The organism is Salicibibacter cibi (genome assembly GCF_016495865.1).
In the GTDB taxonomy this organism is placed as follows: Bacteria; Bacillota; Bacilli; order Bacillales; family Marinococcaceae; genus Salicibibacter; species Salicibibacter cibi.
This window is the reverse complement of the sequence record NZ_CP054706.1, coordinates 807448-820031: the sequence shown is the minus strand read 5'-3', so window position 1 is coordinate 820031 and position 12584 is coordinate 807448. Positions and strand designations below refer to the sequence as shown.

At 45.7% G+C, this 12584-nt stretch carries 15 protein-coding genes; 2 read left to right on the top strand and 13 right to left on the bottom strand.

What is annotated here, in order from left to right:
* Positions 1–15 precede the first annotated feature (15 nt).
* The 7 genes from HUG20_RS04000 to HUG20_RS03975 form a co-directional block, all read right to left on the bottom strand.
* Complete coding sequence (locus HUG20_RS04000; RefSeq protein WP_200088356.1) at positions 16–1500, bottom strand: BCCT family transporter; 1485 nt, start codon at positions 1498–1500, stop codon at positions 16–18.
* A 205-nt stretch (positions 1501–1705) separates the two neighbouring features.
* Positions 1706–1834 (bottom strand): hypothetical protein, encoded by a 129-nt coding sequence (locus tag HUG20_RS19360; RefSeq protein ID WP_281392507.1) that lies wholly within the window; start codon positions 1832–1834, stop codon positions 1706–1708.
* Between the two features lie 280 nt (positions 1835–2114).
* Positions 2115–2489: a hypothetical protein gene (locus HUG20_RS03995; RefSeq protein WP_200088354.1), complete on the bottom strand. Its 375-nt coding sequence runs from the start codon at positions 2487–2489 to the stop codon at positions 2115–2117.
* Between the two features lie 4 nt (positions 2490–2493).
* Entirely contained in the window at positions 2494–2703 is a 210-nt protein-coding gene (locus HUG20_RS03990; RefSeq protein WP_200088351.1) for a hypothetical protein, read from the bottom strand.
* Between the two features lie 64 nt (positions 2704–2767).
* Positions 2768–4414: a glutathione ABC transporter substrate-binding protein gene (locus tag HUG20_RS03985; protein WP_200088350.1), complete on the bottom strand. Its 1647-nt coding sequence runs from the start codon at positions 4412–4414 to the stop codon at positions 2768–2770.
* Positions 4415–4565: 151 nt separating this feature from the next.
* Positions 4566–5726 carry a lactate 2-monooxygenase gene (locus HUG20_RS03980; RefSeq protein ID WP_200088348.1) on the bottom strand — a complete coding sequence of 387 codons (1161 nt, stop codon included), beginning with the start codon at positions 5724–5726 and terminating at the stop codon, positions 4566–4568.
* 302 nt (positions 5727–6028) lie between these two features.
* Complete coding sequence (locus HUG20_RS03975; protein ID WP_200088340.1) at positions 6029–6559, bottom strand: hypothetical protein; 531 nt, start codon at positions 6557–6559, stop codon at positions 6029–6031.
* A 198-nt stretch (positions 6560–6757) separates the two neighbouring features.
* Between HUG20_RS03975 and HUG20_RS03970 the strand changes: the two genes are divergently transcribed.
* The gene (locus HUG20_RS03970; protein WP_200088338.1) at positions 6758–8131 is read left to right on the top strand and encodes a dipeptidase; all 1374 of its coding nucleotides are present in this window, start codon (positions 6758–6760) and stop codon (positions 8129–8131) included.
* A gap of 15 nt (positions 8132–8146) precedes the next feature.
* Here HUG20_RS03970 and HUG20_RS03965 read toward each other — a convergent pair whose 3' ends face one another.
* The 3 genes from HUG20_RS03965 to tatC are packed head-to-tail and all read right to left on the bottom strand — an operon-like array spanning position 8147 to position 9264.
* Positions 8147–8287 carry a hypothetical protein gene (locus tag HUG20_RS03965; protein ID WP_200088336.1) on the bottom strand — a complete coding sequence of 47 codons (141 nt, stop codon included), beginning with the start codon at positions 8285–8287 and terminating at the stop codon, positions 8147–8149.
* 24 nt (positions 8288–8311) lie between these two features.
* Positions 8312–8491, bottom strand: a complete 180-nt coding sequence (locus HUG20_RS03960) for a YfhD family protein (RefSeq protein ID WP_200088334.1) — start codon at positions 8489–8491, stop codon at positions 8312–8314.
* 38 nt (positions 8492–8529) lie between these two features.
* Positions 8530–9264, bottom strand: coding sequence for a twin-arginine translocase subunit TatC (gene tatC, locus HUG20_RS03955; protein ID WP_200088332.1), 735 nt, complete (start codon positions 9262–9264; stop codon positions 8530–8532).
* 140 nt (positions 9265–9404) lie between these two features.
* Here tatC and HUG20_RS03950 point away from each other — a divergent pair, with 140 nt between their 5' ends.
* Positions 9405–10343 carry an aldo/keto reductase gene (locus tag HUG20_RS03950; RefSeq protein ID WP_200088330.1) on the top strand — a complete coding sequence of 313 codons (939 nt, stop codon included), beginning with the start codon at positions 9405–9407 and terminating at the stop codon, positions 10341–10343.
* A gap of 103 nt (positions 10344–10446) precedes the next feature.
* Here the strand turns inward: HUG20_RS03950 and wrbA are convergent, their stop codons facing one another.
* The 3 genes from wrbA to HUG20_RS03935 all read right to left on the bottom strand — a co-directional run bounded on the left by wrbA (position 10447) and on the right by HUG20_RS03935 (position 12544).
* Positions 10447–11058, bottom strand: coding sequence for an NAD(P)H:quinone oxidoreductase (wrbA, locus tag HUG20_RS03945; RefSeq protein WP_200088328.1), 612 nt, complete (start codon positions 11056–11058; stop codon positions 10447–10449).
* A 49-nt stretch (positions 11059–11107) separates the two neighbouring features.
* Complete coding sequence (locus HUG20_RS03940; protein WP_200088326.1) at positions 11108–11539, bottom strand: MarR family winged helix-turn-helix transcriptional regulator; 432 nt, start codon at positions 11537–11539, stop codon at positions 11108–11110.
* A 96-nt stretch (positions 11540–11635) separates the two neighbouring features.
* Positions 11636–12544: an aldo/keto reductase gene (locus HUG20_RS03935; protein WP_200088324.1), complete on the bottom strand. Its 909-nt coding sequence runs from the start codon at positions 12542–12544 to the stop codon at positions 11636–11638.
* Positions 12545–12584: the final 40 nt, after the last annotated feature.

Here is a 12584-nt window from a genome sequence, read left to right as displayed (position 1 = left end):
TTATTTCCCGGGAAATCATTTGTTCCGGGCTTTTTTTCCTTCTTTGGTCATGACGACAATTAATCCTAAAGTCATGAGTAACATAACGATCGAAAAAGGTAGCGCAGCGATGATTAACGCATTTTCCAATGCTTGCAATCCACCGGAGTAAAGCAAGACGAGAGCGGTAACGGATAACAACACGCCCCAAAGTAATTTTAAACGGGACGGAGGTGTATCCGACCCATTTGTTGTGAACATCCCCAGCACGAGCGTTGCGGAATCTGCCGACGTAATGAAAAAGATGATGAGCATCGCCATTGCCAATATCGATAACAGCATCCCGAAGTCCACGTTCATAAACATGCCAAATAGCATAAGTTCCTCCGATAATGATGCTAGATCAGCGCCACTTTGCTCTATGCTGATGGCCGAGCCGCCAAAAACGGTAAACCATATAAAAACAATAAACGATGGTACGAGCAGAACCGCAAATACGAATTCACGCACACTCCGCCCACGGGACACTCGCGCAATAAACGTCCCTACAAACGGTGCCCACGCGATCCACCACGCCCAATAAAAGAGCGTCCAATCATTGATCCAATCCCTGATTTCCTCATCAAAAGGCGCGATGCGAAAACTCATTCGCGGTAGCGTTTGGATGTAATTACCCAGTGTATCTGTAAAAAGGTTTAAATTAAAAATCGTCGGTCCAATGAACAACACGAGGATGAACAATACTACAGCAACCAACATATTAGTATTACTTAAGAAGCGAATCCCCTTCGATAAACCTGACCATGCCGAAATCATAAAAAGAACGGTAATAATGACCACGATGATCACTTGTGTGAAAAAATTCGAAGGCAAACCAAATAAATAAGCAAAGCCGCCATTCAATTGTGTTGCTCCAAATCCAAGCGACGTTGCCACACCGATCACTGTTGCAATCACCGCAATAATATCGATGATCTTGCCGACAACGCCCTTCACGGCGCCTCGAAAGATAGGCTGTACCGTCGAACTGATTAAGGCAGGATGGTCATTGCGAAAATGGTAAAAAGCTAACGCCAAGGCAAGAATGCTATATACACCCCAGCCGTGCAATCCCCAGTGAAAAAAAGAGAACGTTAACGCATTGGTGGCTGCTTCCGGTGTATCGGTCTCCCCTATCGGCGATTGTATCGCGTAATGGCTTAATGGCTCATAAGCGCCAAAGAATACGAGCCCAATGCCCAATCCCGCGCTAAATAACATCGTAATCCAGGAAATCCTTCCAAATTCAGGTTCTTCATCCGGCTTTCCCAATTTTAATTTCCCTGCCGGACTGACGAGAAAATACAAGCTCGTGAGTAAAAATAGGGTAACGAGCAGAAGGTAATACCACCCGAACGTTTCACTAATCAACCCTTGCAATCCCCCGGTAAAACGCTCCAACTGTTCAGGAAACAAAAAACCGATCGCCACTACTATTAAAATGATGATGATGGAAAAAATCAGCACGCTATATTTTTTCATATTGTATTCGGGATCCTTTCAGTCAAATTATCGCTCATCCTTAACTTGACCCAATCTCAGCAGCAATATGAATATGGATAAAGAAAGAAGCGAAAACAGGCTACTGGAACCGCATCAACCGTTCCTCCGATCGCACTAAAAAAAACTAAGTCTTTCACCATAAAAACTTGGCGAAAGACTTAGTTGCATTTATCTTTCAATCCCCTTAATAAATGATTTCCGTTCGTGTATGTATCTCATCCAAAAATTCTTCATCAGGATCAAAGTAAACTTCATTATAGTCAGCGACAAACGCATCATTTTCAATATAACCAACGCCCCAAGTAGGGTCCATTTCCAGCTATTCCCCATCGCCCTTCACATCCACCCAGGCATGTCGTTCTGCCCCGGCATTACCTGCGACATAATTCTCTTCCATTCCGAGTGCCCGAAGCATTGCCACCGCTATCCCGGCACACGCCTTCTCTTGTTTCTAACGTTTTCAGCGCACTATGATCCATGTGAACCTCTCCACCTAAATCGAAGATTTTGATGGAGTACCCCTTATCTTAAATACAGCACAAACAAAAGCGGCTAAAACGCATTCGACGACTCTATTGCCTTCGTAAGGCTAATTAATGAAGACAAGGTCGTGTAGTCCTTTTTGCCACATCAGGTACTTTTGCCTGAAGGGACAACCATTTCGTTTCCGATATGGATTTTTGAATGCCACGAACAAAATATCGTGCGCCGATATTATACGAAGCTGATAAATCGGCATGATAGACTTTGCCCGTTGTAAATGTGGCGAGGTCTTTTTTCCAATTTCGCTCGACTTCTCCTGAGCCATTAAATGCCAACTTGCTTGTATTACGAGCATTCACTCTTGACATACGCATACCGAGATAATACGCCATTTCCGTTACTTTGTTCTGAATCCCTTTCTTTCGCCAGTAACGTAATTTGAAGCGAAGCTTCCTTGCGCCCCAAAACCCTTTCGGCGTTTTCATTTTATCAAGGTACCCCTGTCGCAAAAGAACGATATTCAGATGTTTCGACCGTTAACACGTCATTTCCGTATCCCGTAATTTCAACTGGTTCCGAATCAATATCGTATACCTCGTTGAGATCTTCGCCCCCGCTTTCTTCTTCTCCATTCTCATCCGAACACGCCGAAATCAATAAGAGAAAAACTCCCGTGATTAACCCCTTGCCCCATCTCATGAAACATCCCTCCGATTAAAAAAGAGAAGCCTCATAGAGGCTTCCAATACAGTTACAAAAGCGATTAATAGCCGTCGCCTTCCACATCATCGTCGACGAGTTCAACTTCTCGCAAATCATAATTAGCGTCTGCTTTGTGAATCAGTCCTTCAACGCTGTCGGAAATCCCTGCACGGAAATCATCGTGGATCAACGGAAGTATTGTCGCATCATCTATGATGATTTGCTGTGCTTCTGTATAAATCTCAATTCGTTCATCGTCATCTGCTTCTTGACGACCGGCATCCAAGAGCTCATCGACCTCTTCGTTATCATAAAATGTTCGGTTGCCCGGCGCGCCCTGATTGTCGGAATGGAACAACGGATGCATCGCGTAGTCCGCATCACCGGTTACGGCCGTCCAACCGAGCATAACCATTTCAAATTCGCCCTCAGCCGTTGTGTCAAGCAAAGCGCCCCATTCTTGTTGTTCAATGGAAATATCCACACCGATGTCTTGCAAATTATCCTGAACAATTTCAGCAATTTGCAAATTCACCTGATCGACATCTTCAACGAGAAGCGTCGCTTCAAATCCATCCTCGTAACCTGCATCTTCCAACAAGGACTGCGCCTCATCAGGGTCATATTCAATCGATTCTAAATCGTCGTTGTAACCAAAAACAAGTGGGTTTAACGCGCCAATGGCTTCTTCCCCATATCCTTCAAAGATCCCTTCAATGATCGTGTCTTTATCCACTGCCATGTTAAGGGCACGCCGGACATCCCGATCGTCAAAAGGTTCCGCTTCATTGTTCATGCCAATGTAATCCATTCGTACACTTTCCACTGCAGAAACATCTACGCCATCCATACTTTCCAATTGGTCCATTTGCGACGGTTCAATATCATCCGCAATATGGGCCTCGTTATTTTCAAGCATACTCATTCGGGTTAATTGCTCATCCACGACTTGATACGTAGCCGAATCAATGGAGACTGCTCCACCGTGGTAATCATCAAATCGAGTAAGCACGGCTTCATTTCCCTGATCCCAGTTTTCCAATTCAAACGGTCCGGTACCTACGGGTTCCGTATCGAGGTTGCGATCCCCATTTTCCTCCTCTTCAATGGCTGCTGCGCTCATCATTCCGCCACCATCATGAGCTAAGTGAAACTCTAATGGTGCGAAAGGATATTCCGTTGTAATATGCACCGTATGCTCATCAACTGCTTCAACGTTCTCAATCATCTCATACATGAACAGTTTCTCAGAAGCAAAATCCTCATCGGTGACACGTTCGAGAGTGGCCACAACATCGTCTGCATCGAAAGGTTCCCCATCATGAAAGGTGACGTCTTCTTTTAAGTTGAACTCCCATGTATCGTCTTCAATTTGCTCGTAATCTTCCGCCAACTCCGGTTGCACTTCCATATTTTCATCAAAATCTACGAGTTTATCGTAAATTTGAGAACGCACCTGTGTAGAAGATGTATCATTGGACCCATGAGGATCAAGGTCAACAGCATCCGATCCCATCGCCAAAATCAAATCCCCGCCATCGCTGGCTGCAGCTTCGTCATCATCCTCTTCCACGTCTTCGCCGTTTTCCGTGTCACCCTCACCGTTTTCTTCATCGGCATCTTGCGGATCGTCTGTACATGCCGCAAGCACACCACCCAACGAAAGTACGAGCACACCGCCTACCAATTTGTGTTTAAATTTTTTCAAAATATTGCATCCCCCTGTCTGATTTTAATGACAATAATGCCTTTCTCTATTTCTCCTTTATTGTAGCCGTTTATTCGTAGATTCTCAAGAAAAATTTTTCGTTTTTCATAATTTGCCGATTTAATAAATGGGAGACAAAAGTTTTGCGTCATTATTCCATTAACATGGAGGCATCGATATCCGTAACGGCCTTTTTTCCTGCCAGTGCCATCGTCATGTCCATATCCGCAATCATGTTTTGCAGGACTTCTTTCACCCCTTTTTCACCAGCCACAGCCAACCCATACATCGGCGGTCGCCCTACGAGCACTGCTTTCGCTCCGAGGGCAATAGCTTTTACAGCATCCGCACCTCTCCGTATCCCGCTATCCATGAAAATAGGCATCTGCTCGCCGATAGCCTCGGATATACGGGGCAATGCTTCTAGGGCACTAACCGCTCCGTCGACTTGCCGGCCGCCATGGTTCGACACAATGACACCGTCCACGCCGCATTCTGCGGCTCGTTTTGCATCATCGGGATGAAGAATGCCTTTTAACAAAATCGGTAAACGCGTATGTTCCCTTAAAAATTCAAGGTCATCCCACGTCAAGCCCGGATTGCCAAACGTTTGCGCCCAATGCATGATAGCTGCCGTCGGATTCTCTTCAGGGGATTTGGAAAGTTTAGAACGAAAAGCAGGATCGGTAAAATAGTTCCCTACGCCTTCTCCAATTAAAAACGGCAAATAGACATTTTTTAAATCCTTTTCCCGCCATGCCAACATGGGAGTGTCCAACGTGACGACAATCGCAGAGTATCCCGACGCTTCCGCACGCCCGACAAAACTGGCGGTGACGTCCGGATCTTTGCTCCAGTACAATTGAAACCAACGTTCTGCATCTCCCATGACTTCCGCGATCGCTTCCATTGATTTTGTCGATGCAGAACTTGTGATATAAGGGACTCCCAGTTTTGCGCTCGCTTGTGCAGAAGCCAGTTCCCCATCCGGATGAATAATCGATTGCACTCCTATAGGTGCCAGCAAAAAAGGAAAAGGAGCGGTTTTGCCAAATAAATCAACCGTCAAATCACGATCTTGCACATCCCGAAGCATTCTCGGTGTGATTTTCCAACGATCAAAAGCTTGTAGATTTGCCTTCATCGTGCTCTCTCCACCCGCACCCCCGGCGATGTAGTAAAAAGGGCCGTCGTCCAATAGTTCGCGGGCACGTGCCTCCCATTCCTCATAAATCACCGGAAGCCTGTCCGGATTCGGGTTTTGCATCGTAGCATAGATTTGATATTGAATTTGGTTTCCGAAATTAGACATTTGTGGACTCCTCCCTCTAATTATGTAAGCGCCCACAAAAAATTATAGACTACATAGAGATAGATAGACAATGGTATCGTTTAGAAAATGGTCCGATGTCCCCACTGGCATAAACGAGCGATGTTCGAGTGCATCAGTATCCATTTTTCACATGAAGGGACAGTCAAACTGCCCCTTCATCAATAAATTCTTCCATTTCTCAAAACCGTCATACGTTTCATCGGTTTCGACGCTTTCTGCCTCAACATCCTCGTCGACAATTCTTCATTCGTTATCAGATCGCCGCCCGTCTCAAACGAGCATTACAAATCTGTATCGTCCAGCTCTTCCTCTTCCTCTGCCTCAACGCCGTATTCTTCCCATAACGCTTCTCTTCGTTCATCAAAGGCTTCTTGCATTTCCATTGCTTCTTCCACATATTCACCGCTTTGGATACCAAGCTCCGACGCTTCATCTATTTGCCCTTCCGCTCCCAACTGAAAGGCCTCCTGTTGCACTTGCATCCCTTCATGCAACTGGTCCACCATATCGATTTGCATTTGATTTAATTCCTGTACGTCTTCCTGCTCCAATTCAATCTCTTCGAGAAATACCGACATTTCATCGATTTGCGGCATAATCTCTTCCTCCATCAGATCGTAAGCTTCTTCAAAACCGCTGCTCGTTTCGCTCAATTGCGCAACTTCTTGGGTAGACGCATCGTATTCCTCTACCATTGATTCAAACTCCAACCAATAATCGTTGTGATAGTCGACCAATTCATCCGTAACGGGACTACTACATGCGCTCAACAGCAAAACAAACGCAATCAGTGACCATGCATTTTTTTTCATATGTAACGCTCCTCTCTTTTTCTAAAAATGACACGATGTATAACTACACAATCATTATATAGATTAAGCATAAAAGATGCATCCATTTTCTTTATATTTTTTCCGTTATTTAATCGGATTTTGCTATCGACTTCCGATCCCTCTATACTTCCGTTACAATAGAGTGATGAACATGAGTAAGTCGAGGAGGATTCCGTCATGCAAGATGTAAAAACAGTTTTACAAACAGAGAAAGACCGCCACCTGCGAGAGCTAAAAGATTTGCTCGCCATTCCGAGTATCAGCGCCTCACCGGAACATAAAAAGGATATCGAAAAAACGGCCAAATGGATGGCAGACGCATTAAAAAAAATCGGGATGGAAAATGTATCCATCATGCCGACGGAAGGACATCCGGTCGTATACGGCGATTGGTTGCATGCGGATGGGAAACCGACCGTGCTTATTTACGGCCATTATGACGTACAGCCGGTCGATCCGTTGGAACTCTGGGAGACACCGCCTTTTGAAGCGGACATCCGCGACGGGAAAATCTATGCTCGCGGCGCAACCGATGACAAAGGGCAGGTGTTCATGCACCTAAAAGCAGTGGAAACGTTAATGGAAACATACGGAGAGTTGCCGGTGAATGTGAAATTTTGCATTGAAGGCGAAGAGGAAATCGGCAGTCCGCATCTCGATGCCTTCGTTGACAAAAAGCAGCAATTGCTAGACGCAGATGTCCTCGTTATTTCCGATAATCCTATGCTTGAAAAAGGACAACCAACGGTTTGTTACGGCCTGCGCGGTCTGGCCGGGCTACAAATTGATGTGACCGGCGCGAAAGGAGACCTCCATTCCGGCCTATACGGCGGCGGGGTTCCAAACCCATTACATGCACTCGCCAATGTACTTGCATCCATGCATGATGACAAGGGACGCATCAGTGTTGACGGTTTTTATGAAAACGTCATCCCGCTGACTGCGGAGGAAAAAGAAGCGTATGACGCCCTTCATTTTGATGAAGAAGCAACACGTACCGAATTGGACGTACCGGCGCTCTACGGCGAGGAAGGATACACGTTTTTGGAAAGAACATGGGTACGGCCAACACTTGAAATTAATGGCATGCACGGTGGCTTTCAAGGCGAAGGCATCAAGACGGTCCTGCCATCGAAAGCAAGCGCAAAAATCAGTTGCCGGCTCGTCCCGGGACAAGACCCTGACCATATTGTGCAATTGCTGGAACAACATATCCAAAAGCATGCATCAGATGCCGTCACGGTTGAAACAACCCATTTTGACAAAGGAAAGCCTTTCGTTACACCTTTCGACCATCCTGCGATACAAGCAGCCGGCTCCGCGCTTTCCAAAGCGTATGGGGCAGAGACCGCTTACACGCGGATGGGTGGTTCGCTTCCGATCGCGGAAACATTTAGCGATATTCTGGATATCCCGATTGTTTTGATGGGATTCGGGCTCCCCACAGAAAATTTCCATGCACCAAATGAGCATTTCCATCTCGAGAATTTCGACAAAGGATTGGAAGCCATTTGCGACTATTACAGTTCATTGGCTGAAAAACTGCAGTAAAAAAACCGATCCTTGCTATCGTGCAGGGATCGGTTTTTTTGTAATGTGGTCGTTAAACCATTTATGGCGACCTGCCGGTGTCAGCCTCCGTTTAGGTCGGCATAAGTCGTTCATGGCTACCCAATCCGTTCCATCTTCTCCAATTTCGGGTTCCATGAACCGCCCGCTCACTCGAAAAAGTTACTCCTTTTCTCTTTGCTCTGCTCTCTCCGAGTGCTGCCTGGCCACGATATCATCGTGATCTGCCAGTTCGGAAGCATATTCGACGTAAATTCCATCCTTTTCTTTCAGATATTCGGGGGTTTGTGATAACTTCGATTTGTCTTTGCCTTTGTTATTCCTTGATTGTCCTCTCGCCAACGTTCTCCCCTCCTTTCCCCCTTAATTTTCTACGTATTTTATACGGTTGCCTCTTCTTCCTGCTTACGCTTGTACACCCGGATCGACAGTAGAATACCTATTTCATACAAAATAATAAACGGCAGAACGATAAGAACATCCGTTAAAAAATCCGGCGGTGTAATCAATACCGAAATGCAAAACAAAGCAAAATATGCATATTTGCGAACGTTTCTCAACGAATAGGGATTCAAAAGGCCAAATGACGTTAAACACATGAGCACGACCGGCAATTCAAACAAAAACCCTACCGGCAGAGTGGACATAACCATGAAAGAAAAATACTCCTGGGCGGTGATCATCATCTCAAAGTGCACTTCCCCGAGGTTCATAAGAAATGAAAACGCGAGCGGATGAATAACAAAAAAGCCAAACGCCAACCCGGTCACAAAACAAAAGAATATCGCCGGTATATAATTGAACAATGCAGCGGCTTCTTTTTCACTTAACGCCGGTTTTACAAAACGCCAAGCTTCAAACGCCAAATACGGCGCTGACAAACCGAGCCCAAGAACGCCCGATAAGGTAAAATAAAGCCGCAACGAATCGAGAGGGCCGAGCATCACTAAATGATGATCTCCAGTTAAAAAATCCACATAAAAACGAAGCAAAATAAAGATAACGATAAACATAAACGCAAAAACGAGCAAACTCCGAATAACGGCGCCCCGTAATATAATAATGTGTTCCATTGCCGGTTGCTTGTCCATCGCGGCGCTTTCACCTGTAGCCATGTATAGATCCCCTCCGCCAAATCTTTTCCAAACATTAAGATCCCCGTAAATTATGGAACTTATTCAATGTTTATCCGATAATGCTTCAGGGAATAGTGGTGGTTGTTAAAAGTTTGACTAGCGTAAGGAGTGAACACCATATGGCAAATCACATTCATTTAGGAAAATCAGATGTATCCGTGAATCCAATAGGACTCGGAGCGAACGCGGTCGGCGGTCACAACATTTACCCGAATATGTTGGATGAGGAACAAGGAAGAAATGTTGTCCGTACTGCACTCGACAACGGCATCGATCATCTCGACACCGCCTATATATATGGACCCGAGCGCTCGGAAGAGCTGATCGGTGAAGTAGCGAAGGAATACAAGCGGGAAAACATCGTGATTGCTACCAAAGGCAGCAATCAATTTGTCGGAGGAGAAACGGTTGTAGACAATTCACCGTCTTTCTTAAAAGAAGCAGTGGACGCTAGCCTTCGGCGCCTTAAAACCGATTATATCGATTTATTTTACATTCACTATCCGGATGAAAATACACCGAAAGCTGAAGCCGTCGGTGCATTGAAAGAATTGAAGGATCAAGGGAAAATCCGTGCGATCGGCGTATCCAACTTTTCCATCGATCAATTGAAAGAAGCTAATAAAGATGGATATGTAGACGTATTCCAGGGGGAATACAACTTGTTGATCCGCGAAGCAGAACAAACGCTGCTTCCTTATACTGCACAGGAAAACATCACGTTCATCCCCTATTTCCCACTTGAGTCCGGTTTATTGGCAGGAAAATATAACGAAGAAGATACATTTGCGGATGTGCGCGCACGCAGACCTTCCTTTCAAGGCGAGAATTTCAAACGCAACTTGGAAAAAGTAAATCAACTTCGAGCTATCGCCACCGCAAAAGAGGCCGAAATCGCGCATATCGTTCTCGCGTGGTACTTCTCTCGCCCGTCGCTCGACGCGATCATTCCTGGTGCGAAACGGCCTGAACAAGTGGCGAACAACTTAAAAGTAGCCGATGTTCACCTAACAGAAGACGAGATTGAGCAAATCGACCGGATTTTTCCTAAAGTTTAACCTTCCATCAGAGAGAGTGGGTTTCGCCCTCTCTGATGGTTAGTTGCGCTTACACCGGGATTTAAAAAAACCAAACCCCAAAATCGGGCTTGGTTTTTTTATCTTACTGCTGGCCATTTTTCACCCAAGTAGCAACTTCTGCTGTTCGTCGCGCTTGGTGTTTAACCGCTTCTTCGATGTCTTCTTGTATATTCCCTTCGCCGTCAACCGTCGTGGAAGTTCCGTAAGGATTCCCGCCGGAGCTGAAAATCACTTCGTTGCTATATCCTGGTGGCACGATAATCGCGCCCCAATGCATCATGGTTGTGTAGAGGGCATGAATGGTTTCTTCCTGCCCACCATGTGGGTTCATCGCTGAAGACATGCCACTAACGACTTTATTGACGAGTTTTCCTGCGCCCCAAAGGCCGCCGCATTGATCAAGCAGTTGCTTCACTTGTCCCGGAACGTTTCCAAAACGTGTCGGTGTGCTGAAAATAAAGGCGTCTGCCCAGTCAAGATCATCCGGTGTCGCTACCGGGACGTCTTTCGTTTCCTCGAGATGCTGCTCCCAAGCTGGATTTTGCGCGATCGCTTCAGCCGGTGCGAGTTCTTGTGCCCTAACAACTTTCACTTCATGGCCCGCTTCTTTTAAAGCTTCTTCTGCCCAACGTGACATTTGATAGTTGGTCCCAGTTTGGCTGTAGTAAATGACGGCAACTTTTACGTTACTCATATAATCTTCCTCCTTATGTTTTCGACGGACGATGCCCGCTATATCTAATTTACTCATCAAGAGACAATCCTACTCGTTTTAGCAACTCAATCATCGTTTCTTTTTCTTCGTCGCTCAATCGTGCGAACATATTATGGACAGACGCTTGATGCTGGGGAAATACGCGTGCCATAAACGTCTTTCCTTCTTCATTAATGGACGCATACACGACACGGCGGTCCTCGGTGCAACGGACCCTTTCCAACATGCCTTTTTTCTCTAATTTGTCAACGACATACGTAAGGCTTCCGCTCGTTAGCAAAATCCTTTTACCGAGTTGTTGAATCGGTTGATCGCCTTTATGGTACAACAATTCCAAGACAGCAAACTCCGACGGCGTTAACCCGTAGCGCTTCATATCCGCTTGGGTTGCACCTGCGACTGCATGTTCAGCCTTCATTAACACGACGAGTAACTTCAACGATAAATCTTGTTCTTCCATAGTAGTCACTGCTTTCGGATTAATTATCTTGATTCCAAGATAAATCATATCAAGGTATAAGCAAGATGTCAAATATAAGCCAACGTTTTGTTTACACTACACGCGATGTTGTTCATAAACCTCTGCGGGAATGCTGTTTTGCAAACGTTCATATTCTTTATCCGTTAACGGATCCAATTCGGAAGCGCCGATATTTTCAAGCACTTGCTGCGGCGTACTCGCGCCCGCGGTTACCGAGGTAACTGCCGGATGCTTCAACACATATTGAATCGCCGTTTGCGCTGCCGCTTCCATTCCCCGAATTTGCTGCACTCTTTCGGCGGCATGCATAACTTTCTCACGGGTGTGTCCGAGAAAACCGTTCGCCGGCACTTTTTCCGCTGCTTTCATGCTCAACATCCCTTTTGCAACCGGCCCGCGAACAATAACACTAACGTCTTTTTCATATAAAAAATCAAGGAGTTCTTCTTCCGGGCGTCGGTCAAGCAGACTGTACTGCATCATTACGCTGGAAATCCCTGTGCCCGCATATCTTTTTATCACATTCGGACGAATCGAAGAAATGCCCCATTCCCGAATGTAACCATCTTGTTGAAGTTCCTGAAAAGCCTCGACCGTTTCATCGATCGGATCCTCGATGGTGCCACCATGCAATTGGTATATGTCAAGATAATCAATGCCGAGCCGGCTCAAACTGGCTTTGCAGGCTTCTTTAATATACGCTTTTGAAGGATCCCAAAACCAATCGTCTTTTCCTTTCTCCCAATGGTTGCCACCTTTGGAAGCCAAAATAAAATCATCTCGTCGCCCTTTGATGACCTTGCCGAGCATTTCTTCTATTTCCCCATATTTATATAAATCGGCAGTATCGAAGTAGTTCACCCCTTTTTCTAGTGCGGCATCTACAATAGCAGTCGCTTTTTTTTGATCGAGGGGTAAACTCATCGTCCCTAACCCTATTTCTGATAGTTGTATGCCAGTCTTTCCTAATTGTCGATATTGCATTATTCAGCCTCCTTCGGGTAGTCCCTGTTATGCCTTACCC

What these genes read in the sequence shown, in the direction of transcription:
- HUG20_RS04000 (WP_200088356.1), bottom strand. Translation starts at nt 1,500, where the DNA reads ATGAAAAAATATAGCGTGCTGATTTTTTCCATCATCATCATTTTAATA.
- HUG20_RS19360 (WP_281392507.1), bottom strand. Translation starts at nt 1,834, where the DNA reads ATGGACCCTACTTGGGGCGTTGGTTATATTGAAAATGATGCGTTTGTC.
- HUG20_RS03995 (WP_200088354.1), bottom strand. Translation starts at nt 2,489, where the DNA reads ATGAAAACGCCGAAAGGGTTTTGGGGCGCAAGGAAGCTTCGCTTCAAA.
- HUG20_RS03990 (WP_200088351.1), bottom strand. Translation starts at nt 2,703, where the DNA reads ATGAGATGGGGCAAGGGGTTAATCACGGGAGTTTTTCTCTTATTGATT.
- HUG20_RS03980 (WP_200088348.1), bottom strand. Translation starts at nt 5,726, where the DNA reads ATGTCTAATTTCGGAAACCAAATTCAATATCAAATCTATGCTACGATG.
- HUG20_RS03975 (WP_200088340.1), bottom strand. Translation starts at nt 6,559, where the DNA reads ATGAAAAAAAATGCATGGTCACTGATTGCGTTTGTTTTGCTGTTGAGC.
- HUG20_RS03970 (WP_200088338.1), top strand. Translation starts at nt 6,758, where the DNA reads ATGCAAGATGTAAAAACAGTTTTACAAACAGAGAAAGACCGCCACCTG.
- HUG20_RS03965 (WP_200088336.1), bottom strand. Translation starts at nt 8,287, where the DNA reads ATGGAACCCGAAATTGGAGAAGATGGAACGGATTGGGTAGCCATGAAC.
- tatC (WP_200088332.1), bottom strand. Translation starts at nt 9,264, where the DNA reads ATGGCTACAGGTGAAAGCGCCGCGATGGACAAGCAACCGGCAATGGAA.
- HUG20_RS03950 (WP_200088330.1), top strand. Translation starts at nt 9,405, where the DNA reads ATGGCAAATCACATTCATTTAGGAAAATCAGATGTATCCGTGAATCCA.
- wrbA (WP_200088328.1), bottom strand. Translation starts at nt 11,058, where the DNA reads ATGAGTAACGTAAAAGTTGCCGTCATTTACTACAGCCAAACTGGGACC.
- HUG20_RS03940 (WP_200088326.1), bottom strand. Translation starts at nt 11,539, where the DNA reads ATGGAAGAACAAGATTTATCGTTGAAGTTACTCGTCGTGTTAATGAAG.
- HUG20_RS03935 (WP_200088324.1), bottom strand. Translation starts at nt 12,544, where the DNA reads ATGCAATATCGACAATTAGGAAAGACTGGCATACAACTATCAGAAATA.